This is a genomic window from Cardinium endosymbiont of Philonthus spinipes, assembly GCF_964030745.1.
Taxonomy (GTDB): domain Bacteria; phylum Bacteroidota; class Bacteroidia; order Cytophagales; family Amoebophilaceae; genus Cardinium.
Map to the genome: position 1 here is coordinate 174,019 of NZ_OZ034918.1, position 25,138 is coordinate 199,156.

Here is a 25,138-nt window from a genome sequence, read left to right on the forward strand (position 1 = left end):
TAAAATAATTAAGTAAGTAAAAAAATGCAATACAACCATCACACTAGAAGCGCTAAGGCCTACATCTTGCTGAGTCTATTTAGCATATACCTCTCTTTGTCGTTTACGCCCATTGCAGCGGCCAATATAACCCAGCCAACAGGCTGTATAAAAGCCAATGAGCTATTAAAAGAGGTAGGAACCAAAACAGATTTACTCCAAGAGCAGCGTTCTAGTCAATTTATACTCTCTCTTATAGATGGCGTAGTAGTCAATGAAGGGGGAATAGTGACCAATAATGGCAAAGTTCTGATAGATACACAGACGTCCTATAAGGATCAACACCGCCTTTTAAAGAAAGGGCGCAATATCGCAGATGAAAGCCCTAGATTTTTTAAAGGTAACCTTGCTGTTATATCTTCACCAGGCCAAGAAAATTGGTACCATTTTTTGCTACAAGTATTACCTCGACTAAAAATCTTAAAGGAATCCAAAATAACATTTGATAAAATCTATATCAACAATTTAAAGTACCCCTTCCAAAAAGCTGCTTTAGCCCATATTTTGAAGGTTTTGCAAATTCCTAAAGAAAAAATTCTAGCAATTGATGGTGATTCCATTATACAAGCAAAACAGTTAATTGTACCATCGGTTCCATTTATTCCTTGTAAAGGGAGACCCCTTCCGGGTTGGCTGAAAACTTTTTTAAGGAACAGCTTTTTGAATTATGCTGATTTGAAGGGAAATAAGTCATTACTTTCGGAAAAAATTTATATTTCCAGGGCACAAGCTACCATAAGGCGTATAGCTAATGAAAAGGAATTAACTGACTACCTTAAGAAAAGAGGTTTTAAAGTTGTATATTTGGAGCATCTGAATCCATTTGAGCAAGCCTATTTATTTAACAATGCAAAAATCATTATGGGTCCCCATGGATCTGGTTTTGCCAATTTAATATTTGCGCAACCAACCACTAAAGTAATAGAAATTGATCATGGTACAGATGAGGCTAGGAGTTTTTATAAAAGGTTTTGTGCCATAATGGATTGTATATACCATCCTTTTTATGTAGACCATGTAACTGAAGACCATTTAGAAGAAGATATGCATGTTGATATAGCAGCGTTTGAAACGTTTCTTAATAGGATTAATTTAAAGCTATAAGTAATCTGGTTCCTTGCTACCAGTCATCGATATTAGTAGTAGTATATAAATATTATTTATTTTTTTATCATTGCTTTATAAAAGTGATTATCATGCACCACACCCTACTAAAAAGATCCATTATATACACTATTGTACATTTTAGTTTATGCGCTACTATAGCAACTGGTTGTGATTGGTGTAAAGGATCCGTCGATAAATCGACAATCATCAATATAGGGAAAACCCCTCCAGAAATACCAGAACCAAAGGAACCAGCAAAAAAGGCTGAACCTGATGATCCTTCCCCTAAAGGTTCTTTAGATGATTCTGGTAAAGAAGAGGGTAATGATGCAGGGGAAGAGGATGAAGACCTAAAAAAAAAGATAAAAGAAATATTGGAAGCAGAACAACAAAGGTTAGAAAAAGAAGAGCAAGAAGAGCAAGAAAAAGAACTGGTAGCAGGGCAACACAACCTAGAAGGACAAGACAAAATCCAAAATTTTTATCATCCTTATGGCTATGACCATAACCCTCAGCCAAGCGCTCCTGAATCCGCATATGACCCTCCTCCCGCATACACTAGGGATCCACAAAATAGTCATTTCTCACCCAATCTTGATTATTTTCCACATAATGGATACGCTGATTCTAACCAAGGATGCAACTCCATATTTAATAGCGCTGTGCTAAATGATTTAGATAAAAATCCATCAATGAAACAAAAAATGAGAAGATTTTATTCAAATAAAATCACTGATTTAAAATATATACTGTCATCATGGTTACAAAAAGGACATATGTATAAGTTTCATGTTAGACTAAACAAATTAGAACAAGAAGAAAAAGAAATAGAGGAAGAAAAAAAGGTAACACTTGTGAATTCAGGATTATCTGCTAACGATAAGGCAAAACAGCTAAAAAATCTTTTCATAAAAAAAGGCATTATAAATTATGAGATCAACCATTTGAGGCTCATTATTAAAATAATAGAGGAACAAAATAACAAGTCAGATAAATCTACTAATGCAGAAACAAACTTATATCCAAAACAAGAATATGCCCCCCAATTCACTACTGAGCGGCTAGATGCTCCTTGGCCCCCAAACTATGATCAACATGGACTTATTAATGATAAAAAATTATATCCCACTCTCCCTTGATCGCCTTAAAATCCACTTAAGGCCTATTGCAAGGATATTTGATACCCCATATTATTAAGGCAAGGTATCTATCCACTGTAGCTGGTCTCCTTATCTCCTTCGATAAAAAGTCTGGCCCGATAGTACATATCGCTCAGGTGTTCGTGTTTTACTAGAACGCCATTTTTTATCGAAGGAGACGTGGAGCTGATAAGGGACTATATATTATATATAACTGGTTTTTACATATATAATAATATGTAAAGATTTACAATCTCTCTTAAGTTGACGGCATTGAGTATGCATCACCTAGACCCGATACCGTCCTATTCTACACTCTTTTCTGTACCAATAAATAAAGTATACCGATCCAAAAATTCACACATCCAAATTTTACCCTATATTCGTCTTGGTATAGTTTGGTTTATAACCAATCATCAATATAAGGAGATAAAATGATGCGTAAGATAGATGCACTGCCTATTGGCTATTCAGATGTTAAATCAGTGATTGAAACAGGCTATTATGTAGATAAAACCAGGTATGCCCAAGATTTAAATGATAGATAGTTGGGCATATGAAATAGTAAACAGAGAAGCGCTTAGTAAGCAGATGAATAAGTAAAACGTATCTATTCACGTCACTGGTTAATAATGAATTGTATTCCACTTTTTTCTTGATAAAAAAGTGGACAAAAAATCAAGCCCTCGGCAAAAAGTTCCGGAACCCACCCCTTACAGATGGAAAAACAGAAGGTATCTATTCACGTCACTGGTTAATAATGAATTGTATTCCACTTTTTTCTTGATAAAAAAGTGGACAAAAAATCAAGCCCTCGGTAAAAAGTTGGGGGACCTCACCCCTTACAGATGGAAAAACAGAAGTCGCCCGCTGCGCGGGCTTCAAAGGAATCTGTTTTTCCTAATCATCTGCAAGGGATGAGGCCTATTTCCCCACTTTTTACAGGGGCATTTTTCTACTATGGACATAGCGTTAAACGCATACGCTACGTTTGGCTGAAAAAACAAGTGGCTAGTCCATTACCAGCCCCCGCGTCTCCTTCGATAAAAAAATGGCGCTCTAGTAAAACACTAACCCCTGAGCGATATCTTTTTCAGCGGATTAGAAAATCGTCTGTTTGAAGCCCGCTTGCGGGCTGAGTTCACGATTTTCCCGCTGAAAAATATATCGATTCAGCTATTTACTATCGGGCCAGACTTTTTATCGAAGGAGATAAGGCGGCCAGCCAGAGGCGTGAATGGATACAACAGAAGTCGCCCGCAAGCGGGCTTCAAAGGAATCTGTTTTTCCTAAGCATCTGCAAGGGATGAGGCCTATTTCCCCACTTTTTACAGGGGCATTTTTCTACTATGGCCATAGCGTTGAACAGATACTGTTTTTCCAATCCGCTGAACAATAGATTGAGGCCGTTGTGATAGGTTGAAGGTATAATTTTGATTAATCTTCCAGGGTTATTTCCTTGCCATATTTGATGTTATAGTGGTATAAAACTATTTATTTACTGATTTTTTAGTCATTTTCAATCTATTTTGGACACACCATTCCCCTAGATACCTCTTAATATGATGTTTGGGGACCTATATAAGTTATAGGCTATTGCCTCCATAACATGTTGCGTATGGGTTTTAGCAAGGCCTATATATCTGGCTCCTGAGCTACGGAACCAACTTTTAATACTTCCAAATACCCGTTCTACTTTATAGCGCGTTTTAGATACTAATTTATTAAACCGTTTAGCAGTGGGTGATAAAGGATTGTTTCTAGCCCCTTTTTTCTGAATAGCTGATTTTAACTTCTTTTTCTTTAGTAAATTTTCGTTGGGCGACCCGCTATAGCCTTTATCTGCATAGAGTCTGCTGCCTGATTTTAGCCTTACTTTATCCAATAATACCTGTAAATGCCCACTATCATGACTAGATGCTTTTGTGGTACCTACGGCTAGCACCAACCCCTCTTTGCTTTCCACAAGAACATGCCGCTTATAGCCATAGTAGAGATGATGGCCTTTTTTTATCCAACTTGCTTCTGGATCTACTCCTTTTTGATAACTTTCAGCTGTGGTTATGGTTCCATCTTCATGCAGATCGTAGCTTTTTTTACCTTTAGGGCGTCTAGGGGTAGGGGTAATAGAAGCATCTACAGCTGCTGAACCGTTTTGAACCAATACACCATGATCAGATAGCTGATTATTAATGATATGCAATAACTTTTCTAAAGCATTCTTCTCTGTAAGGGTAGTTCTAAATCTACTTAGTACACTATGATCTGGAACAGAACTATCCATCGAAATACCACAAAATCTGCTAAAAGTGATACGATCATTCACTTCTTCTTCGACTGCATAGTCGCTCAAGCCATACCACGTCTGTAGCAATAGCATTTTGAATAGAAGCAGAGGACTATAGGCCGGTTTGCCTGATAAACGTAAACCTTTAGGATAATGTAATCGGAGTGCTTTTTCTACTACTGACCAATTAACTAGCTTGTTGATTTGATCAAAGAAAGTGTGTTTGCACTTACGCTTATTGGCGGAAATATCTGAAAAACTTAATTGCTTAGTTTGCTTGAGCGACATACACAATATTATTAAAAGTTTTAAGCATCAATACCTAAAAAAATCAATAGAATTTAACCTTTTTTTACCTTCTTCTAAAAAATAAAAAGATACTTTTTATGGCAAATCGTAAAGGTCTATTGCAACGGCCTCAGATTGTTTAAAGACTTCCGCTTTACTGAAGCGCCGCATTCCTTTATCGGCGGCCACAATAGATTTTCTTATCATTATCAGCCCAACGTCTCCTTCGATAAAAAATGGCGCTCTAGTAAAACATTAACACCTGAGCGATATCTTTTTCAGCGGATTAGAAAATCGTCTGTTTGAAGCCCGCGAAGCGGGCTGAGTTTACGATTTTCCCGCTGAAAAAGATATCGATTCAGCTATTTACTATCGGGCCAGACTTTTTATCGAAGGAGATAAGGGGCCCCAACCACAGGCGTGAATAGATACCTTAAAAATTATAGACTGCCTCTTGCAATAACGGCCACGCTGCATCTTTTGCTGAAATAACTTGGGGTTTTGCATAATCTTCCCAAGGAATACCTAAGGTAGGATCTTGAAAATAAATGCCCTGCTCTGCCTCTGGGTAATGATAGGCGTCACACTTATAGGCTACTATTGCCTGGTCACTTAAGGCTATAAAGCCATGGGCAAAGCCTTTAGGAACAAAAAGCTGATGCTGATTGTCTGAAGAGAGCAAAAAACCTTGCCACTTTCCAAAGGTATGCATGCCTTTGCGCAAGTCTACTACTACATCCCATATCACCCCCTGCACCACACGAACCAATTTGGCTTGTGCATAGGGCGCCAATTGATAGTGGAGCCCACGAACCGTTCCTTTTTTAGATAATGATTGATTATCCTGTATAAAAGAAATGTCTAATCCTTTCTGTTTGTATCTTTCTCTATGGTAGGTTTCAAAAAAATACCCCCTGCTGTCATAATATACAGTAGGCCTAAGCAGTAAAAGACCTGAAAGATATTGTGCTTCTATTTGCATGATTTATCTGTAGTATCCATTTTAGTGCTATGGAAATGCTACGAAAAAAAACGCGCCTTGTAAAAAGTTGCAATTAGAAAGTGCAGCTTACAGATGACAAGAAAAACAGCTGCAGAGAGAGCTAAAATGGGGCTCGTGTTTTTCCATCTGTAAGCTGTGCTTTCTGCAACTTTTTGCATCAGGGCTTGATTTTTTGCTTACTTCTTTATCAAGAAAAAAGTAAAATACACATTCCTTTAATTTATAAAATCATACCCCAATACAATGCCCAACCCATTGACACCTATCATCAATCCAGAACTGCCTCTAAACTCCACTCCAAAATCCCAAATCAAATCCCAAATGTAGACCTGGTTAGGAAGTAGTTCGTTTTGCACCCTGTCAGGCTTAATATTAAAAATAGAATGATATATGTCGAATACTCCTCCCTGAGCTATATTTTGTATATCCTGAACCGTAATACCACGTTCATCAGCAATAGCTTTTCCATTTTTGAGGGCGTCATAAAATATGTTTTTGATGATAGAGGTGTCAATATGAATAGGACAATGTTTTCTTCTATCTATACCAGCACATAACAATAGGAAGCGGGGGCCTCCATAGCATACCAACTTCCGGCTCTTTTCTGGATAGAATCGAATAAATAAAGGTAGACTGATGGCATGAAATGCTATACTGTCCAAACCAGTATGGGCTATATAACCTTCTTTTTTAGCCGATAAGCCATTAATAGCAGCTATCAAACGATGGCCAAAAGAGTATAAACCTGCATCCAATAACTTCTTGCGATCAACAGAAAAATCTATCGTAAAAAAGTAGTTATAACTATAGAGCAAGCCAGTTTGCAGTGCTATTCCATTTAAAGGATGCCACTCTACAAGAGGTCCAATGGCCAGTTCACCACCAAGCGCCCAATGCTGCTCAATAACCTTTTTAGTCCCTTTGACCCAACCTTTTATACCAATATGGAAACTAGATCGTCCATTTTTACCAAAAAAATTATTTTGCGCTGCTAAGTCGGTAGAAGGCTCTATAGCCAAAACTGCATGATGACCTACCCACCCTATCCATAAGCCAACCAACAATGTAAACCTTTCTATTTTTTTTACCATTCCAATTCAAATACCATGCATATGCTATATTCCATAAATATGTAAGTTATGGTTCATTTAAGCCAATGTCTGGTACAATCATAGCCTAACATAAGCCCGAATCCATTCATGCCTACTATAAGACCAAACTTGGTACTATAATCAAATCCCAAATCCCAAGTTACATGAGACTTAATCTCAAGGTCATGAGCCAATTGTTTACTTGATTTGTCTTTAAAAAACTCCATTTCCTGGTTGATCCACTCAAATAACTTAGCTTTATGCCCATTATTACAAGAGATAAAACCATAGCAAATTTGTTTTGCTTTCAATACAGGAATGAGCAAACGAGTCCCTATATATAACGCAAGTTGCTGACCACTGCCTGGATAGAACCGAATAGACAATGGAATACTAATAGCATCAAATTTAACCCGATCTATATCTATAGTGTTGGATGCATTTTTTATACTTTTTTTAGGCTTACCAGACCAGCCACTGACTACGCGCATCTGCCAATTAAAACCGGCTGTAGCCAAATCGTTGTAACTATAGAGTACACCAGTCTGAATGCCCAAGCTATCGAATGGTTTCCACTCTATAAATGGACCAAGGGCAAATTCTAAGCCTCCAGACAAACGGTCCATAACCGTTTTGATAGGATGCTTGTGCCATAGTTTTACACCAATACGCCAAGGAAAATCTTCATGTATACCCGACTGTTTCTGGCCAACCTGATCTGCTGCAGCAAAAACTGGCACTTGGCTTGCCAACCCTACTGATAACGCAATAAGCCCTGTAATTTTTTGTATTGTCTTTTTCATATTAGTATGTACAAATGAACATTCTTGAACTGGTGTGATGCATATCTAAACCAAAAATCTGAAAATCAAAATATAAAAATTATTCATTCCATAACGATACTTCTATAATCCTATACTTTGAAAGACGGGTCCCCTTTGCTTTAATCGTTTTAATAGCGACTTTTTCCAAATCATACATAATAGATCGTTTATCGTTACCAGTAGGGTCTATACAATAATGGAGTTGTAATTTAGGTGTTGCAGAGGAGGTAACCAGTTTTAAAACACAAACATCTGATTCTGAAAGAAAGAGATTATAGCGTTTATCTAAAACCCGCACATCTACCGCAAAGCGTTTTACAAAATAATTTTCCTGTATGGTATGGTAATAGACTACTGAAAGCAAATGGCAATCTCTTAATGGCTCTATAAGAGCAATCTGCTCAGGTATGGGTTGAAAGGTAAGTGGATAGGTAGTCACCAGATAATCTCCTTCTTTAAACACTACAAGTATTTTATCTGTTGGACCAAAAAGGCCGAGTAATTGTCCGCTTCCCTGGGGGGCTATTCGGCCTGTGGAGGGATCATACCAGAGCGCTACTTCAGCTGGTATAGAACGACTTTTCCCTTTTCGTTGCACCTTATAAATGGCATGTTTGGTTACCATATTACCTTTAGCAGCACGGCCTTTTATAGATAAATTAGCAAAGTTAAACTCAAATTTCTTTTTAGTGGTCCTGCTGATAGGAGAAAGCAAAATGGTAACGATATCTGCTGCTCCATTGGGATGGACACTTAGATAAACGACTCGAGAGCCTGGTGTGCCTAAGGTTACATCATAGGTTTTATCGCGTGTAATAGCCAATACTTGAAATCGTTTGGCAAAGGCAATTCCAGTAGCACCATCTACATAAATTAGGTTATAACAACGGCTGCTGTCTTTTTTGTCATAAACAGAGACATATATAATATCTTTTCCTACAAAAAGCTTATCGGCTATTTTAGTAATGACATATTTGCCATCTTTGCATATTGCGATGACATCATCTATATCTGAGCAAGCCTCGACAAATTCTTCTCCTTTAAGGCCATAACCTATAAAACCTTGTTTACGGTTTACATACAGCTTGTATTGCTTAACCATTACATCTTGAGCCTCAATAGGATCAAAACTGGTTAAAATAGTTTTTCTTTCCCGTCCTTTGCCATATTTTTCAAGCAAGCGGCTATACCAGGCTATGGTATAGTCCTTTAGATGTTGCAAATGATGCCTAGTAGTGGCTAAATCGGATTGAAGCTGGGTTAAGGTTTCCTCGGCACGCAGGCTATCATATTGTGAGATGCGTTTGATTTTAATCTCTGTTAAACGGACCAAATCTGCTTCTACAATAGGCCGACCTAAATCATAGGGCTCTAAATGGCTTGCTATGGTCATCAATACCTCCTCCCAGGTTGTAGACGACTCTATCTCCCTATAGATACGGTTTTCAATAAATATTTTCTCCAAACTGGCAAAAAATAACTTTTCTTTTAATGCTTGTTGTTCTAAAAGCAACTCTTGTTCAAGCAAATCAGTCGTACGGGCTACTGTATAGGCCAAAAGCTCATGAACCGTTACAAAAACCGGTTTTTCATCCTGAATGACACAAGCATTAGGTGCATAGCTTACTTCACAATCTGTAAAAAGATAGAGCGCATCTATAACGGTTTCTGCCAGTTGACCAGGGAGTAAATGGACAAGAATCTCAATATTTTCTGCAGTGTTATCCACTACATTTTTAATTTTTATCTTCCCTTTTTCATGGGCTTTTAGAATAGAATCAATTAAACTCGTAGTAGTGGTTCCATAAGGTATTTGGGTAATAGACAATGTTTGCTGATCCTGGATTTCTATACGGGCGCGCAGGCGAACCTTCCCCCCTCTTTTGCCTGCATGGTAGTGGGTGCAATCTGCCAATCCACCTGTGGGAAAGTCTGGAAACAAGCTAACCGGTTTGCCTTTCAGTAGATCTATAGCAGCTTCGACCAATTCTATAAAATTATGGGGCAGAATCTTAGTGGCCAACCCTACTGCAATGCCTTCTACACCTTGTGCAAGCAATAAAGGAAATTTAACAGGTAGGGTACGGGGCTCTTTTTTTCTGCCATCGTAAGAGAGCTGCCAGGTTGTAATCTGTGGACTATACAAAATTTCCTTACCAAATGGAGCCAGACGGGCTTCTATATAACGGGCAGCAGCAGCACTGTCTCCGGTTCTTAGGTCTCCCCAATTCCCCTGGGTGTCTATTAGCAATTCTTTTTGTCCTATTGCTACAATGGCTTCTGTAATAGATGCATCTCCATGAGGATGGTATTGCATGGTCTGCCCTACAATATTGGCTACTTTGTTGTAACGGCCATCATCAATCAGCTGCATGGCATGAAGAATCCGACGCTGAACAGGCTTCAGGCCATCTTCTATAGCAGGCACAGCTCGCTCTAAAATTACATAAGAGGCATATTCCAAAAACCACTGCTCATACATTCCCTCCATAGGGAGCAGGTCAAGTGCAGCTGTTTTATGATCGGGGCTATTAGAACCGTTTGCATCGTCAGGTGTTTGGTGCATAATTTTTAAGAAAGTAAACCTATTAACTTGATTACCGATCCTTAGACCTTTGTGCGGCTTCTATTAACAGTTCTACAGCCTTTTCCTTTCCTGCAAACCCCTGCACTTTAACCCATTTTGCCGCATCTAAATCCTTATAGTGGCTAAAAAAATGTATGATACGCCCTTGCAACAGGCTACTTAATTGGTCAATATGCTCAACATGCGCAAATTCAGGGGCTACTTTTTTTAAGGGAAGTGCAATAATTTTTTCGTCAAAACCAGACTCATCTTCCATCAATAAGACGCCAATAGGTCTAGCTTTAACCACTGCACCAGATATAATAGGATAAGTAGTTACCACCAACACATCTGTAGGGTCTCCATCTCCAGAAGCTGTATGGGGCACAAATCCATAGTTACAAGGATAGTACATAGCCGTTGGCATAAACCTATCTACAAATAAAGTGCCAGAGGACTTATCCATTTCATATTTTACAGGGTCATGATGCATTGGAATTTCAATGATGACATGCAATTCATTTGGAAAATCATCTCCTAATGATATCTTTTCTATATTCATTCCTTTTTATAATTTAAATAAACAATGTGTAGTTATACCTAATTTAGACCCAACCATCTAATAGGTTACATAGCAGCAATTAGCGTTTCCAAAGAAGGCTAGCTGTATAAATTACAAATTTTGCGTTAACTTCAGTACCAAAACTAGGCTTGCGTTGCGCTTTTGCAGAAGGTCTCTACTAAAATTAGTTTAAATAGGTTGTATAGAATAGTTGTATCTTTATTAAAGATAACGAAACCCCGCAACCTATATGACAGACAAAGCAATAGATATACCACTACTTGGTGCCCATACCTCTACGCAAGGGGGACTCCACAACGCATTACACCATGGTACCACCATAGGGGCTACTACTATACAACTTTTTACCAGCAATCAACGCCAATGGACCAGCAGGCTATTAAGCAAAGAAATGTTGGATGCATGGCACCATATGCTAGAGACAACCGCTATGCAACAGGTGATGAGCCATGCAAGTTATCTGATCAACCTTGGGTCAAACAAAGAAGCGTTATTGGCTAAAAGTCGGAGTGCTTTTGTGGAAGAAATCCAACGTTGTTTAGATTTAAAAATCAGTTATCTAAACTTTCATCCAGGAGCTGCAACAGGCGATAGTGCGGAAGCTTGTTTGGACCGCATTGTGCAAAGTTTATGGAGCCTTGAACCGCTTTTTCAACAAGCAACGCCTTTACGTTTGTTACTAGAAACTACCGCAGGTCAAGGTTCTACAGTTGGCCATTCTTTTGAGCAGTTGGCCTATATTATTGAACGGGTCAAAGAGGTAGTCCCTATTGGTGTCTGTATAGATACTTGTCATATCTTTGCAGCAGGGTATGACATTCGCACACTGGATGGATGGGAAACTACATTGACTCAATTTGAATCAACCATTGGCTTAAACCATCTCTATGCTTTGCATGTGAATGATTCAATGATGCCATTTGGGTCAAGAAAAGACCGGCATGCCAACTTGGGAGATGGAGCAATAGGCATGGCTTGTTTTCAAGCCATCATGCAGCATTCAAAACTTAGAACGATTCCTAAATATCTAGAAACACCTAATGGCGAAACGATGTGGGCCAAAGAAATCCAACAGCTAAAAGGTTTTTATTAGCGCTGCATCATCCTTTATAGCCTCCACTCTATACCTATGGTTGCAAAACCCAAATGGATGCCATGGCCCATAAAGATCTTATCTAGAAATAGGCAACACTTAGCATTAAGCGCTATTTTGGAAGAGATCAAATAATGGACATTGAATGCTGCAGCGTATAAATAAATTAGCCCACAAGAGAGATGCCAGTGGCTACTAACCAAATAACCAAGCTGAAGAGAGGTCATAGGTAACAATAAGGCTAAGTTGTAAGGGATTACAATAACTTTTAGTATACGGAAGTCTACCGGCTTATTTTTCATAAACATATCTGGTAAGAATAGGCCCCATAGCAGGCCAGCAGAAAATGTATACCGCGTAGAAAACCGCTTCTCCCACTTTATACCTGTAGTAGCCACCAAACCCATCCATCCATGATTTTTTGCTTCAGCTTTAGGTTTCCAGTTTACTCCTATACCAAGCGGTATGGCCCATATTCCTCTAGGCTCCCCCTTAGAAGTAGCTGTGCTCTTGAAGCCTATAAGGAGCATAATGAGGGGTATTATGCATAAAATTTTTGATATGCTATTGATTTTCATCAAATTTAATTTGCTAGTTACTAGCAGAATGTGGCTGCAAGGCCTTTTTAATCAATGCTTCTAAGGTCAGGGGAGTGCATGCCTGTTCCCTTACAGTTGCAATCGCCTTTTCTGCGATTTTTTGGGTAAGCCCTAGTTGGATTAAAGCCATTATGGCATCTTGGTCTACTTTGTTGGCAGTTGGTTGTGATAGAACTGGATCCTGCATGTAATCCAATTTTTGCACTTTATCTGATAATTCGAGTATCAAGCGCTGCGCAGCTTTTGCGCCCACCCCTTTAATAGAGGTAAGCAAACGGGTATCCTTACTTAAAATAGCCTTATGTAAAACGCCAGGCGCTAAGGAAGATAAAATGGTCAAAGCAGTCTTTGGACCAATGCTACTAACGGTAGTTAGATACAACCACCAGGACTTTTCCTCTGTCGTATAAAAACCATAAAGGGTAGGGGTTTCACCTTTTACTTGCATAATGGTCAACAAGGTACAGCTATCCAAGGCTTTGATCTGATCAAAAGTATACAAGGAAATATGTAAGCCATACCCTACCCCCCCTACATCTACCATAATGTAAGTGGGCTCCTTATGCAGTAATTTTCCTGTAAGTTGGGCAATCATAGATCCAACACTATGCTGTTTTTGCCTGATAAGCAAACTATTTTGACCAAACCGATACCCCTAATATCCTATAAAGTTCTCCACCGTAAAATAGTTAGCCAACCAGGCCTTATTTTTTCTTTTTATTATTAGCCTCAATGGCAGCAGCAACCCTAGATTGAAAAGAAAGCTTACCATGCTGTTTGACCTTTTGCTGCCTAGCCATCAACTTTTCTTTAATGCTAGCTGCATCTACCCAGTAATTTATAAGCTTCTGCTGAAGAAAAGTCATAACATTAGAGATACAATAGTAAAAGCTTAACCCAGCAGGAAATGTGTTTAAAACAAACATAAAAGCAAAAGGCATGATATAGGATAAGCCCTTCATAGGACCCTCTTTTGGACCACTTTGGCTACTAGATCGCGTATATAAAATGGTTGAGAACACCATCAAGAGTGTAAACAAACTGACATGGTTACCATAGACAGGTATCGTACAGGGAAGGCGCATGACACTATCATAGGTAGATAAATCCTTTGCCCATAAAAAAGAGGCTTGCCGAAGTGCAATAGCATGAGGAAAGAAATGAAACATAGCCATCAGAATGGGCATTTGGAGTAAAATAGGCATGCAGCCACTCAATGGATTAATACCGAATTCTCTATAAAAGGCTACTTGCTCAATCTGAGCTTTTTGTAAGTTATCTTTATATTTCTCCTTTATCTTATCGAGTTCTGGCTTGAGAACCTGCATTTTAGCCATAGAAATACAAGACTTATAGGAAAGTGGCATCAAAAGCAATTTGATGATAATAACCAAGAAGAAGATGACCAGGCCATAATTAGAAAAATGCTTTTCCAAAAAATAAAAAAGTGGAATAATTACTCCCTGATTCACCCACTTGACTACCGGCCATCCCAAGGGTAAATTTTGCTCAAACCCTTTCGTAACCTTTTTAAGGATTTTATAATCATTGGGACCAAAGAAAAAAATGAACTGGCCATGGCCTTCTGTTTTATTTTTTTGAGATAGTGGCAGGGATAGCGCTACAGACTTCGTAACATCTGTTGATACCACTGGCTCCATGCGCAGCTCCCCTGCAGCAAAAGCATCTTGTGCAATAACGGCAGAAGAGAAAAAACGTTGTTTGATACTGACCCATTTGATAGGGGCTTCTATTTTCTTTTTTTCAGCTTCACTCGATGATTCTTTTAGTTTATCAAAGGTTTCATCTGATAAATAATAATGGACTGTACTTCTAGAAGCATCTGCTTTATCATCGGCCTCTAAGCTTCTCATATCCATATTCCAGCAGAAAGCTGCCTGCGTGGTTTTGTTGAGATAACTTTCCATCCCAACAGCATGCCAGCTATAGTCGATTTGGTAACTATTTCCAGTAAACGAAAAAGATTGCTCCAAATATTGCGCTGGAGCCACCTCCATATGGAAAACTATTTTAACCTCCTCACCCTCTTTTAGTGTATATGTAGGGTTAGCCTGAGTGTGAAAATATAAATCCTTGGTCTCTATACGCATATTTTGATGCAGCAAAGAAAGCCCCATATTACTGCTCTGCTCATCCAGTAAGACCAATTTTTTTCCATACTTGTCTTTGAACTTTTTAAGTACAACCTTTTTGATCATACCTCCCTTGGTGCCAAGGACTACTTTAAATAGTTCATTTTCAACTACTATATCTTTGTCTTCTCCCTGAAACGCAGTAGTAAATGGACTAGGAACCAATGGGCTGGACCCAGCTAAAGAGGGGATTGTCTGATCAGTAGCATGGGCAGGTGGTGCAGTAAGTTGCTTCTCTAACTTAGGTTTAAACACATAAAAGTAAACCAGAAAACCTGCTGATATCAAAAACAACCGAGCAAATTTATTTTTATCTAAAACCATATAGAGTAAAGAAAAATTTAGGCTAATCTCAAAAATGAAAGACTATACGGCATAGCTGAAAGCATAGCGCTGCTTCATAAAGATAGATAAGAGCAAATATAATTATTATTTACAAGAATAGACCTCTTTTGAGAGCTATTTGTAATCAGCGAGCCATCTCTCCTACAAATTGCTCAGCGTAAGAGATAGGATTATTTTTTTTAAATAAAATTTTTTACTTTATAAGAATGTTGCCTGAAAAACATAGATATTGCCAAACAAGTGTACTATTTAGTCGATAATGGGTAAACCAATTAAAGTATTTTGAATATGGTGCGACTACATAAACCACTACTATCTGAATACAAAGACTATCACGCATCCCATATAGCTGGCTGCGATCACGCAGGGACAGGCGCAATAGCAGGCCCTATTGTTGGGGCAGCTGTAATACTACCAAGTGCTTTTTATAACGAAGTACTATACAATACTAAAAAGCTAGCTACCACCCTACCAATTCATCTGTACAGTATCATTCAACAACATGCTGTTGGATGGAGCATCTCTATGGTGGACCATGAAGAAATTAATAGAAGCGGTGTGCCAAATGCAGCTCAGCTTGCAATACATAAGGCACTTGATCAATTAAAAACATTACCCAACCTACTATTAGTTGCTGGACGGTCGTTTGATGGATATAAAACGATTCCACACCAATGCATTCCCCAGGGAGACCAGATCTATGCTGCCATTACGGCAGCAAGCATACTGGCTAAAGTATATAGAGATCGTTATATGGAAAAGTTAGATAAAGACTTTCCTGCTTATAACTGGAAAAAAAACAAAGGCTATGCAACGCCAACACATAAGCAAATTATTAAACAATTTGGCCTTACTTTATACCACCGAAAAAGCTTTTCTTATAAAGAAATTTAACTTTTTAGCGTTTTGAATCAAGCTTAGTATGTTAAGCGCTGTTGCTTTTCCTCTCTTTCGTTTACTATTGGTTTATATAAGTGGTGTGCTAATAGCCATCTGCTGCCCAATAGAGCCATTCCATGCAGTTATGCTTTTGATTGCACTAAAGATGCTGTATTTGGTTACCTGGATAGGATTTAAAGCTGCCAGACTTCTTTCGAAATGGCCTCATATAATAGGCCTGCTAGTGATTTTTTTAGTAGGGTATAGCAACCTAGTATTACAAATCGCACCATACCAAAAACTGCTTACATGGACCAATCAGCCTATAGAGGGATATACAGCCTCTATTCAAAAAGTTTATCATTCGCTCAGCTGCAAAGCTTTAATTACACATATAAAAGCAAACTCAGGTTGGCACAAGCATCCTGCATCTATACAACTGTTCTTTTCAAAAAAGTCTGGTTATAAACCACAAAAAGGAGATACGCTATTGATTTCTGGCACACCAACTCGCATCGTACCATCTAAAAACAGGGAACTACCACCTCCTTATGCATCCTTTTATCACCCCTCGATGCATCGTCATGTTTTAAAGCAAATCGATCGAGATTTTATCTACCTGCAACCAGTTTGTAAAAATAGACAATGGGTTAGAGTGATTAGGGAGTGGTGCAGTCAAATCTTCGAAAAACAGCTCCAAGACACAACGGCCAGGGGGGTGGTTGCTGCACTCCTATGGGGGGAAAAAGATGGTTTAAACCCGGATTTACAAAAAGCCTATGCTCAAACAGGTACCATTCATGTATTGGCTATTTCTGGTTTACATGTAACCATGTTGTACCTGATTATGAAGACTATTTTTAGATTTGTGTTTAGCAGAATAGGTTATTGGATATTACCAGAGCTGCTGTCGCTGCTTTTTATTTGGCTATATGCTGGGCTCTGCGATTTTACCCCTCCTATAGTGCGTGCAACAATTATGATCACCATGGCTAGACTAGGGTTGCTAATGGGTAGGGGATCTAACAGTTACAATGGACTGATTGTCTCTGCATTTGGGTTACTATTGTGGAACCCATTGTTACTATTTAACTGTGGTTTTCAACTTTCCTATTCAGCCACGTTAGGCATACTTTACCTACAACCTTTTATCCATCGCCTCACTACCCTGAAAAATTATTGGCTACAGAAAATATGGACTGCTACTACGCTGTCTATTGCTGCACAATTGAGTACACTACCACTTATACTATTTTACTTTAAACAGTTTCCACTCTATTTTATCATCGCTAATTGGTTGGTGATACCTGCTATTTTTGCCATTCTAATGCTTAGCCTGGCATTGTTAGTGGGTAGCCATTTGCCTATAGTAGGTACACTACTAGGTTTTATACTTAATAAACTGATTGTTGCCACCAATGGATGGGTTTGTTGGGTGGCAAAATGGCCGATGAGCACCCTTTCCTGCTGTGCTGTAAATGGCCGTTCTGCTTGTTTACTATATGTTGTGCTCCTTACAACCAGTCTGTTCTTGCAATACAAACAGCTGATTTATCCTGTTACCATCAGTATATGCACCCTATTTTATAGTATAGATCAACTGCAACTTATCCTATCCAAACAAAAACAATGTAAGATGATCTGTTGCAACCACCATCAACTATCCTTTACTTTAAAAGATGGCATAGAGACTTTAGGCTGTAATAGACCTCTTTCAAAGAGTAGTCCACTACGACACTATGCTGGAGGCACAATAGCAAGCTGGTATAAAAAAATGATCTTGACCATTGATAAGATTCCCATTGATTGGCATAGATGGCATGGCGCGAAACTGGATATAGACTATTTACTGATAGATGAAAAACTACTCTCTGATATGGATATTATTTTGAAAGTATGTAACATCAAAACATTGGTGATATATACCAAAGAGGTCCGTCCATTTTATTACCACCCAGCCATTAAAACATTAAGCTTAGCAGTCATTTGGTTACAACCAGGTGCGAAAAAGGTATTCAGCTGGCCTAAAAATCTATAGCATAGGGAAAATGTATTTTAGCGCAGCAGTGCACCAAACGGTTTATGGTCTATTATATTATATCCTATTGCTTCATAAACAAAAATTTACGTTATTTTATTATGAACCGGAAAGTGATTTTATTTAGTAGCATTGTATTGTTTTATTTAGGCTGTAGTAGAGTATATAACCTGTCACAGCTATATTCCCCTTCTGTGGGTTTGAAAAACCCGCAAGACGTACGCAAGCAAGCTGCAGACAAAGTTATACAACAGCTTCTGGAGCAGATTCATGATAAAAAAATGGAAAAGTGGTGGCGTGCATGCATCCAGTCTGTAGATCGATCTAGCAAAAATGTAGCTAGTAGTGAATTCCCGCTGCATGCATTTATCAAAGATTTTCAATCGACTCAACGAAACCTTAAAAAGTGCAAATTGTCTCCTGTGCTGCAAAAAAAGTGCATAGAACTCTTTATTGATTATCATAGAGAATCATCGAATTTATTAGATAATAAAGGATGGGCTCCTTTACATATAGCAGTTTTTACGAAAAATCTACAAGCTATGCGCTATTTACTTGCTCATGCTCATAATAAAATTAATGTAGATATATGGTCTTCAAACGGTTATACCCCACTGCATCTAGCAGTAGAAAATGGTTATGTAGAAATAGCTAAGTTGTTGTTGGAATATCGTGCCAATGTAAATGAGCCATGTAGGCATTACTTCTTATCGATGTTTACCCCACTGCATCTCGCAGCAATGTTTCCTCATACAAAGACGGCTAAAGCAATGATTAGCTTACTATTAGAGTATGGTGCTGATGCAAATGCACAAGATAGTTTTGGGCGTACAGCAAATCCTATGCACTCAGCCCATGCAGGAGGATTCATAAAGCAGTGCGTAAAACTTACTGCAACAATAATGTAATCGTATCTATTCACGTCACTGGTTAATAATGAATTGTATTCCACTTTTTTCTTGATAAAAAAGTGGACAAAAAATCAAGCCCTCGGCAAAAAGTTCCGGAAGCCACCCCTTACAGATGGAAAAACAGAAGTCGCCCGCTGCGCGGGCTTCAAAGGAAGCTGTTTTTCCCAATCATCTGCAAGGGGTGGCTTCTATTTCGAAACTTTTTACAGGGGCATTTTATCACTATGACCATAGTGTTGAACAGATACATGTAATCAATCCCTATTACAAAAAAACAACATCCTGCAATGAAGCACCCTCCATGGCTTCATGGAGCATGATAAGGATTCTATCTTTATTAAACTGTAACTCATGACGCAAAGGAGCAGAGGTAATTTTTAAAAAAACCTTGTTATCGTGTATGTAAAGCTTTTCTGTTCTATCACACACTGCTTTAGGCATGGTTTTATGCCATGCAGCACGTGCCATAGCTGATGTGAGTTGTTTCTGAAAAGGAGAGGTTTCAAGAAACCTATTGACCAATTCTTTAAGGCTTTTCATCTGATGTGCATCCTGCATAATGAATAAGATTTTAAAATGGAGCATCTACATGGTGGTATTCCACTGGAATCTTTCGAGGCCTAATAAATCGTAACCATAATACACGTCCCTTTTCTAACGGTTCTACCTGCTTCATGCGATTCTTTTCCAAAAGTGCAGCTTGTCTCATGCCATACCGTTGGGCAATGCTCCACATATCTTCGCCCAGTGCCACAACGTGATAATGGGTACCACCTTTACTGCCTTTTGGACTGTAATAATATATAGTTCCTGGTATCAACTGGTGCGTTTTTTTAATCTCATTTATAAGAAGAAATTGATCTATAGCCAAGCCACCTAACTTGGCTAAACAGGGAATGGTATCTCCTTTTTTTGCAACAATAGCCAATCTACCATTGGCTTTAACCAATCTAGCAGAACGGGTATCTTGTAAAGACTTCATCTCAGGAAAGGGAGATTTTACATACTTGGCATAATCTATATGACCAGATTGGGAAGACTTTTGCTTGGGTACTACTGCTGTTTGTTTCTGTTTAAGTGATTTATTTTTTATTGGTTTAGAAAGGCTTAGCACAGGATGCATAGGAGCGTGGGCATGGAGTAATGGTACCAGCAAAGCACACCTTGTATGAGGTGGTACTACAGCCGTTCTAAGCCACCGATTGTGTTCGAGTAATAATCCTGCTTCTATTTTTAAATGCATAGCAATATCTTCCAATCTTTGGCCATGGTGACCTTGATCATAAACAAATAGCCGTAGCTTTGCATGCTGCTTTTTTCCAGCCATCTTTTCAAAGGCCAGCTTAGTAGCGATAACAGAAATGATATAGTGGTCGGTCTGATCATCTAAACGTACGATTTTGGCGCCACGGAAACGGGAAGGAAATAGCTTTACAGCCCCTGCCCTACCTCTATTATAGGCCAGTAATGCGCCCAGCCAACTATCAAAATATTGGTACTGGATTTTTAAAAAACGGGCTGCCGCTTTTGTCGACTGAATTAAGTGCATTCGCTCATCTACAAGATGATCAATGGTTAAACGTAAACCCAAGCCAGTTGCCTTTTGAATTTGCCAAAATCCAACATCTTGGGTGTGGCTTACTGCATGGCCGACAAGCATACTTTCATGCACAGCTTGGAATTTAAAATCATCTGGAACATTTTCATCAGACAATATTTTTTCTATAATAGGAAAAAAAAGATGGGTGCGCTCTAATATTTGATTAAACGACCTGGCAGATCGGGTCAACTGGTCTACTTTTGCTTGCACACGTTTACGGGCACCACGCGTAAGCCTCAATCGCATGTTTGCAAACCGGACTACTTGCGGCACCACGATTGATTGAGGCGTATCAATAGCCCATCCAGGAAATGGTAGCAAGGCGATAACAACAAAAATCCAACGCATAGATCAAATCATTTTTTACCTGTAGCCCAGCTATACTTAGACAAACTCGATAATGGAGAACGAAGCAAACCCTGCTTTACCATGTAATAGTTATTGGAAGCATTCCAGAGTAAAAAGCCTGACCCTTTTGAACCATAGACGCCGGCTATTTGCGCTTTCATATAATTGCAATAGACCTCTTCTGAAAATTTCCTTTCTGCTCCCAAAAGGAAGGCTTGTACATACTGACGAATACAAACTTGTTCTTTGGTATAGAAGGCGGAACGATCTGAGCCTACTTTATACAGCAGATGGGCTTTTTTGAAATATGGCGTAGTCCCTAAAAAGGTAGTGTGGTAGTGAGAAGGATAGGTCATAGGAGAAATCGCATCTACATAAAGGGCTAGCCGTTGGATATTTTGCCCCAGTGCGTTGGTCAAAAACCAACCGTTATAGCCAAATACGTTGACAGAGATAGGTAAGGTCAAGACTTCACGCGCCCTCTTTAAGTAAGACTCTAGGGCATCTATAGCCTTCATTTCATAGTTATTATGACGACAAGAAATGGTATGAAGAGGCCCCTCTGAAGGCAGCCGGATGTAGTCAAATTGAATCTCATCCATACCTAGAGATTGCAACTCCTGGGCAATTTGGAGGTTGTACTCCCAAACTTCAGGCGAAAAGAGATTCACCCAGTATTCTCGTTGAACCAGTTGGCCTGTAGGGGTTTTTATAAAATGGGCCCATGGTGCATTCCTTTTTTTATCCCATAATGCATAGCCATTTCCGGCATATCGATATAGTTTTTCATCCTTAAAAAGGACCACACGAGCAATCAGATAAATATCTAGCTCATCTGCTAAGGCACGAATCGCCTGTATATCTAGCATGGGACGAATCGCCTTGATTTCGCTGGCCATTTTAACCCGAGAATTATACGTAATATAACCAAAGTCATCTTTACAGTCAATTACAACGGCATTCATACCATGCTCCTTGATAAACAACAAATGCTTTCGTAAGTCCTTTAGATTGCTAGCTGTCCAAGCGGTTAGATAAATGCCTCGTTTGTCTTGCACCTTTTTTCGTCTAGCTTCGGAAAAATAAGGTGAGCAGTTGGGAGGCAGTATGCCATTTTTTAGCCACTTGTTCTTACGAAAACACCAAACAGCTGATTGCGTTTGCGCAATCAGCTGCGCATCTGAACCAACGGTGGATAGGGAAACAATGCCATGTGGCACTGGTAGGGGGGCTATGGGCTCCATAAAACCTGTTTTGATATGGAGCAAACCCATCTTTCCATAAGGCCCATAAGCAAAATAAACTTTATCAGGATTGGCAAGATCATAGGCTATATCATTAATCGTTTCGTGATAGTGACCACCAAAACGAAGGCCTTTTAACGTTACCGGTATAGCCTTCCAGCTCCTTCCTCCATCTCGTGTGAGGTAAAAACCATTATAAGAAGTGCCGACAATCCATTCATTCGAATCTTTTTCTGAAATAGCGACTGAGGTAAAATAGGACAAATAAGAAAGGGCATGCTTATCCGCTACCAGCGTAAAAGCACCACCACCATCTTGCGATAAAAATATTTCCTCACCTGTTGTTACAACAACTTGCTCGGGCCTAGCCAGTGTGCTGGCAACAGCGGTGAGGGGTCTTTTTTCCATTGCTGGATATATCCAGCGCAAAGGCAAACCCTTCCCTTGCACAACCACCCAACCGCTTCCAACCCTTTTTTCCAGCTCTCCCAGAAAACTTAATCGATAGTTTCCCATACCAGAAGCCCACAAATAGGGACTTTTAAGGAAGAGAAACATAAACAACACTATCTTAAATCTGGACTTGTACATAACTTGGATAATAACCTGGCTAACATTAGACCTTCTTTAAGGTTAAGAAAGCTAATGCTATATTAGTTTTTTCTTCTGAATTAAAATTCATAGTATCTGCTCACGCAATGGCGCGGGCTTAAGGAATTTATCTTATTTTTTTACTCAGCATTGTGGTTGAAAACGCATTTTTTCTAGTTTTTTAAGGAACTTCATTACACGCCTGTGGCTGGCCCCATTATCTCCTTCGCTCAGGTGTTCGTGTTGTACTAGAGCGCTATTTTTTATCGAAGGGAACGCAGGGTTGGTTCGGTAAAAAGTTCAGGGCATTTTACTATTACGACCATAACGTTGAACGCATACAATTTATAATCTTGTTGCTATCCCCTGGAAGACTTTATAAAACCCTCAAGCTAAACGATACGGAAAACAAATTAATGTTTTTTGTCCGAATTATTCGGTCAACTATGCTTAAACCAAAAGATCGAAAACGATCCTAATTTTTATGTTGTTTCAAAATACCCATCGCTATTAATTGTAAAATTTTTACTTGACATTACCTTAAAGTCATTTTCATCATCCTTTTGATGCACTTGAATAACTGCCTCTGTAATATTAAGCTTTGTAGCATCACAGGTTAAACCTATAAGGACCTTTTTACGATATGTGCCATATTGAAGGCTGTAGTCTTTACTATGTATTTGTTTTAAAGCGTCTAAAGCTGGCTTGTCTACTTTTAACTCAACAATATAAACGGTGCTTTGGCCATTGTACTGGTCTTCCATAACGATATCCAAACGCCCCATGCCACTATCTCTTTCAGCGCTAGCATGCGTCTCTTGAGTGGCATGAAAGGCACCATTGAGAAACACATATAAAGTGGCCTGAAAGCTTTTTTCAGTTCTATCTAAGAAACGGTAACCCGCTTTGGCTAAACAATCGCTTCGAATCATGTTAAGAAAAGAAACCCACGCTTCTTTTCTTAAAGATTCTAAAATAGAGATGCTACATGCTTTCCCTGCTTCTTGTTGGGCTTGAGCAACAAAATCAGCTAATATAAGCTTTAAAGCAGATTTTACTTCTTGGTTGGGAAATCTCAAATGATAGAGCAGGTTGTTTTTATCCTGCACATGAGATGGATCAAGATCCATCGTGAGGTATCCTGTTTGATACATCAATGGCAGCAAAGGCATTTCATGGAGCGAAGGATGTACCAGTTTAAATCTCACCTTATCTATTGAGAAACTGCATTTATCCCAATCCATATTAAACCGATGCATATTTTGCTTCATTTGTTGCAATAAGATGGTAGGACTGCCAGAGTTAAACCAGAAATTCTCAAAATCTTTTGCATAAAAGAATCTTAGTATGGAGTCTGGATTATAAACGCTTACCATTTTATCAGTTGTAAAACAATAACCATTATAATAATCCTTTACCTCTTGTTTGATTTGAATCAGTGTGTACTTTTCTTCCTGCGTCTTCTTGCTGTTCAGTCTTTCAAGTACAGGATTAATAATTGCATTCTTGCTAAGAAATAGATTGTCAATATCCTCTTCTGTATAGCCCAGCATCCCTGCATAATCTTCATGCAATGATATGTCATTTGCCGAGTTAGCACCTGAGGTAAGTCCAGATAAATGAAATTTAGTTACACCTGTTACAAAAATAAATTTACAATCCTTTTGACGACTTTTTAAGACTTTGAAAAATGAACTAAGCACGGCAAGTACATCTTCATATTGCTCTTTTTTAGAGGAAATTAATGGGCTGTCATATTCGTCAATTAAAACAATGGGAATAGGTTCGTAACCTTTTTGCAACCCTCCTAGGGCATGTATCAACTCACCCAATTTCGTGCTAAGTGAAGGAGCTTTTAATCCATGGAGGCCATATGTATTTGAAATTTCTAAAAGTTTATATTGTAGCTCTTCTTCCAATAAAGAAGCTTTTTTAGAAGTTAACTCTGAAAAATTCAACCAAATAACAGGATACTTCTTCCACGCATAGTTTTCTTGCTGACCAATAGCACACACCTTAAACAGTTCCTTATTACCTTGGGCTATTTGGTCTATGGTATCCAATAGTAATGATTTGCCAAACCTACGTGGCCTTATAAAGAAGTAATAAGTTCCCTCATCTTCAAATAGTTTAGAAATATAATCAGTTTTATCTGCGTAAAAACCAGCATCTATCATCTGTTTGGCACTAGCTTTTCCAATAGGAATACGTACCCTCCTAGCAGCATTTAACCCTTTATCCTCCATACCATATAGCTTTGCTATTGCCCTAATGTGAAACCCATACGCTAAAATTTATATAGCTTACCTTCAAAGTAGCTAATATAAATAAATCAGTCTACTATAGTTGTATATTTTTTCGTTTTAAAAAGGTTAAATTTATGAATATTTTTATTGCTGTATTCAACAGA

The 25,138-nt window shown here is 38.7% G+C and carries 22 protein-coding genes; 9 read left to right on the forward strand and 13 right to left on the reverse strand.

Annotated elements, in window-relative coordinates; all coding sequences use genetic code 11:
- The first annotated feature begins 24 nt into the window (after positions 1-24).
- From AAHM81_RS00705 to AAHM81_RS00720, 4 genes are all read left to right on the forward strand, one after another.
- The gene (locus AAHM81_RS00705) at positions 25-1,143 is read left to right on the forward strand and encodes a glycosyltransferase family 61 protein (RefSeq protein ID WP_342265459.1); all 1,119 of its coding nucleotides are present in this window, start codon (positions 25-27) and stop codon (positions 1,141-1,143) included.
- 92 nt (positions 1,144-1,235) lie between these two features.
- Positions 1,236-2,285: a hypothetical protein gene (locus AAHM81_RS00710; RefSeq protein ID WP_342265460.1), complete on the forward strand. Its 1,050-nt coding sequence runs from the start codon at positions 1,236-1,238 to the stop codon at positions 2,283-2,285.
- An 848-nt stretch (positions 2,286-3,133) separates the two neighbouring features.
- Positions 3,134-3,406 (forward strand): hypothetical protein, encoded by a 273-nt coding sequence (locus tag AAHM81_RS00715; protein WP_342264990.1) that lies wholly within the window; start codon positions 3,134-3,136, stop codon positions 3,404-3,406.
- A 116-nt stretch (positions 3,407-3,522) separates the two neighbouring features.
- Positions 3,523-3,684: a hypothetical protein gene (locus AAHM81_RS00720; RefSeq protein ID WP_342265461.1), complete on the forward strand. Its 162-nt coding sequence runs from the start codon at positions 3,523-3,525 to the stop codon at positions 3,682-3,684.
- Positions 3,685-3,831: 147 nt separating this feature from the next.
- Here AAHM81_RS00720 and AAHM81_RS00725 read toward each other — a convergent pair whose 3' ends face one another.
- The 6 genes from AAHM81_RS00725 to ppa all read right to left on the reverse strand — a co-directional run bounded on the left by AAHM81_RS00725 (position 3,832) and on the right by ppa (position 10,906).
- Positions 3,832-4,860: an IS5 family transposase gene (locus tag AAHM81_RS00725; protein ID WP_342264943.1), complete on the reverse strand. Its 1,029-nt coding sequence runs from the start codon at positions 4,858-4,860 to the stop codon at positions 3,832-3,834.
- A gap of 433 nt (positions 4,861-5,293) precedes the next feature.
- Complete coding sequence (gene rfbC / locus AAHM81_RS00730; protein ID WP_342265462.1) at positions 5,294-5,842, reverse strand: dTDP-4-dehydrorhamnose 3,5-epimerase; 549 nt, start codon at positions 5,840-5,842, stop codon at positions 5,294-5,296.
- Between the two features lie 236 nt (positions 5,843-6,078).
- Positions 6,079-6,954: a hypothetical protein gene (locus AAHM81_RS00735; protein ID WP_342265463.1), complete on the reverse strand. Its 876-nt coding sequence runs from the start codon at positions 6,952-6,954 to the stop codon at positions 6,079-6,081.
- Between the two features lie 53 nt (positions 6,955-7,007).
- Positions 7,008-7,757, reverse strand: a complete 750-nt coding sequence (locus AAHM81_RS00740; RefSeq protein WP_342265464.1) for a hypothetical protein — start codon at positions 7,755-7,757, stop codon at positions 7,008-7,010.
- Between the two features lie 79 nt (positions 7,758-7,836).
- Complete coding sequence (locus AAHM81_RS00745; protein ID WP_342265465.1) at positions 7,837-10,344, reverse strand: DNA gyrase/topoisomerase IV subunit A; 2,508 nt, start codon at positions 10,342-10,344, stop codon at positions 7,837-7,839.
- Between the two features lie 31 nt (positions 10,345-10,375).
- Entirely contained in the window at positions 10,376-10,906 is a 531-nt protein-coding gene (gene ppa, locus AAHM81_RS00750; protein WP_342265466.1) for an inorganic diphosphatase, read from the reverse strand.
- A gap of 250 nt (positions 10,907-11,156) precedes the next feature.
- On the opposite strand from ppa, the gene AAHM81_RS00755 reads away from it, so the two are divergent.
- On the forward strand, positions 11,157-12,020 hold the full coding sequence (locus AAHM81_RS00755) for a deoxyribonuclease IV (RefSeq protein ID WP_342265467.1): 864 nt from the start codon (positions 11,157-11,159) through the stop codon (positions 12,018-12,020).
- A 14-nt stretch (positions 12,021-12,034) separates the two neighbouring features.
- Here the strand turns inward: AAHM81_RS00755 and AAHM81_RS00760 are convergent, their stop codons facing one another.
- The 3 genes from AAHM81_RS00760 to yidC all read right to left on the reverse strand — a co-directional run bounded on the left by AAHM81_RS00760 (position 12,035) and on the right by yidC (position 15,027).
- A complete protein-coding gene (locus AAHM81_RS00760; protein ID WP_342265468.1) occupies positions 12,035-12,550 on the reverse strand; it encodes a hypothetical protein in 516 nt (171 codons plus the stop codon).
- A gap of 61 nt (positions 12,551-12,611) precedes the next feature.
- On the reverse strand, positions 12,612-13,250 hold the full coding sequence (gene ruvA / locus AAHM81_RS00765; RefSeq protein ID WP_342265469.1) for a Holliday junction branch migration protein RuvA: 639 nt from the start codon (positions 13,248-13,250) through the stop codon (positions 12,612-12,614).
- 73 nt (positions 13,251-13,323) lie between these two features.
- Positions 13,324-15,027, reverse strand: a complete 1,704-nt coding sequence (yidC, locus tag AAHM81_RS00770; RefSeq protein WP_342265470.1) for a membrane protein insertase YidC — start codon at positions 15,025-15,027, stop codon at positions 13,324-13,326.
- 378 nt (positions 15,028-15,405) lie between these two features.
- Between yidC and AAHM81_RS00775 the strand changes: the two genes are divergently transcribed.
- From AAHM81_RS00775 to AAHM81_RS00790, 4 genes are all read left to right on the forward strand, one after another.
- Positions 15,406-16,011: a ribonuclease HII gene (locus AAHM81_RS00775; protein WP_342265471.1), complete on the forward strand. Its 606-nt coding sequence runs from the start codon at positions 15,406-15,408 to the stop codon at positions 16,009-16,011.
- Between the two features lie 28 nt (positions 16,012-16,039).
- Positions 16,040-18,034, forward strand: coding sequence for a ComEC/Rec2 family competence protein (locus AAHM81_RS00780; RefSeq protein ID WP_342265472.1), 1,995 nt, complete (start codon positions 16,040-16,042; stop codon positions 18,032-18,034).
- Positions 18,035-18,135: 101 nt separating this feature from the next.
- Positions 18,136-18,942: an ankyrin repeat domain-containing protein gene (locus AAHM81_RS00785; protein WP_342265473.1), complete on the forward strand. Its 807-nt coding sequence runs from the start codon at positions 18,136-18,138 to the stop codon at positions 18,940-18,942.
- 115 nt (positions 18,943-19,057) lie between these two features.
- The gene (locus AAHM81_RS00790; RefSeq protein ID WP_342265474.1) at positions 19,058-19,300 is read left to right on the forward strand and encodes a hypothetical protein; all 243 of its coding nucleotides are present in this window, start codon (positions 19,058-19,060) and stop codon (positions 19,298-19,300) included.
- Here AAHM81_RS00790 and AAHM81_RS04665 read toward each other — a convergent pair.
- The 4 genes from AAHM81_RS04665 to AAHM81_RS00805 all read right to left on the reverse strand — a co-directional run bounded on the left by AAHM81_RS04665 (position 19,210) and on the right by AAHM81_RS00805 (position 24,974).
- A complete protein-coding gene (locus tag AAHM81_RS04665) occupies positions 19,210-19,530 on the reverse strand; it encodes a DUF721 domain-containing protein (protein WP_425286265.1) in 321 nt (106 codons plus the stop codon). The two genes, AAHM81_RS00790 and AAHM81_RS04665, sit on opposite strands and share 91 nt — an antisense overlap.
- Positions 19,517-20,893: a LysM peptidoglycan-binding domain-containing protein gene (locus AAHM81_RS00795; protein WP_342265475.1), complete on the reverse strand. Its 1,377-nt coding sequence runs from the start codon at positions 20,891-20,893 to the stop codon at positions 19,517-19,519. Before AAHM81_RS00795 ends, AAHM81_RS04665 begins: the two co-directional genes overlap by 14 nt.
- Positions 20,894-20,901: 8 nt before the next feature.
- Positions 20,902-22,545 carry a putative glycoside hydrolase gene (locus AAHM81_RS00800; RefSeq protein ID WP_342265476.1) on the reverse strand — a complete coding sequence of 548 codons (1,644 nt, stop codon included), beginning with the start codon at positions 22,543-22,545 and terminating at the stop codon, positions 20,902-20,904.
- A 665-nt stretch (positions 22,546-23,210) separates the two neighbouring features.
- Positions 23,211-24,974: an AAA family ATPase gene (locus AAHM81_RS00805; protein WP_342265477.1), complete on the reverse strand. Its 1,764-nt coding sequence runs from the start codon at positions 24,972-24,974 to the stop codon at positions 23,211-23,213.
- Between the last annotated feature and the right edge of the window lie 164 nt (positions 24,975-25,138).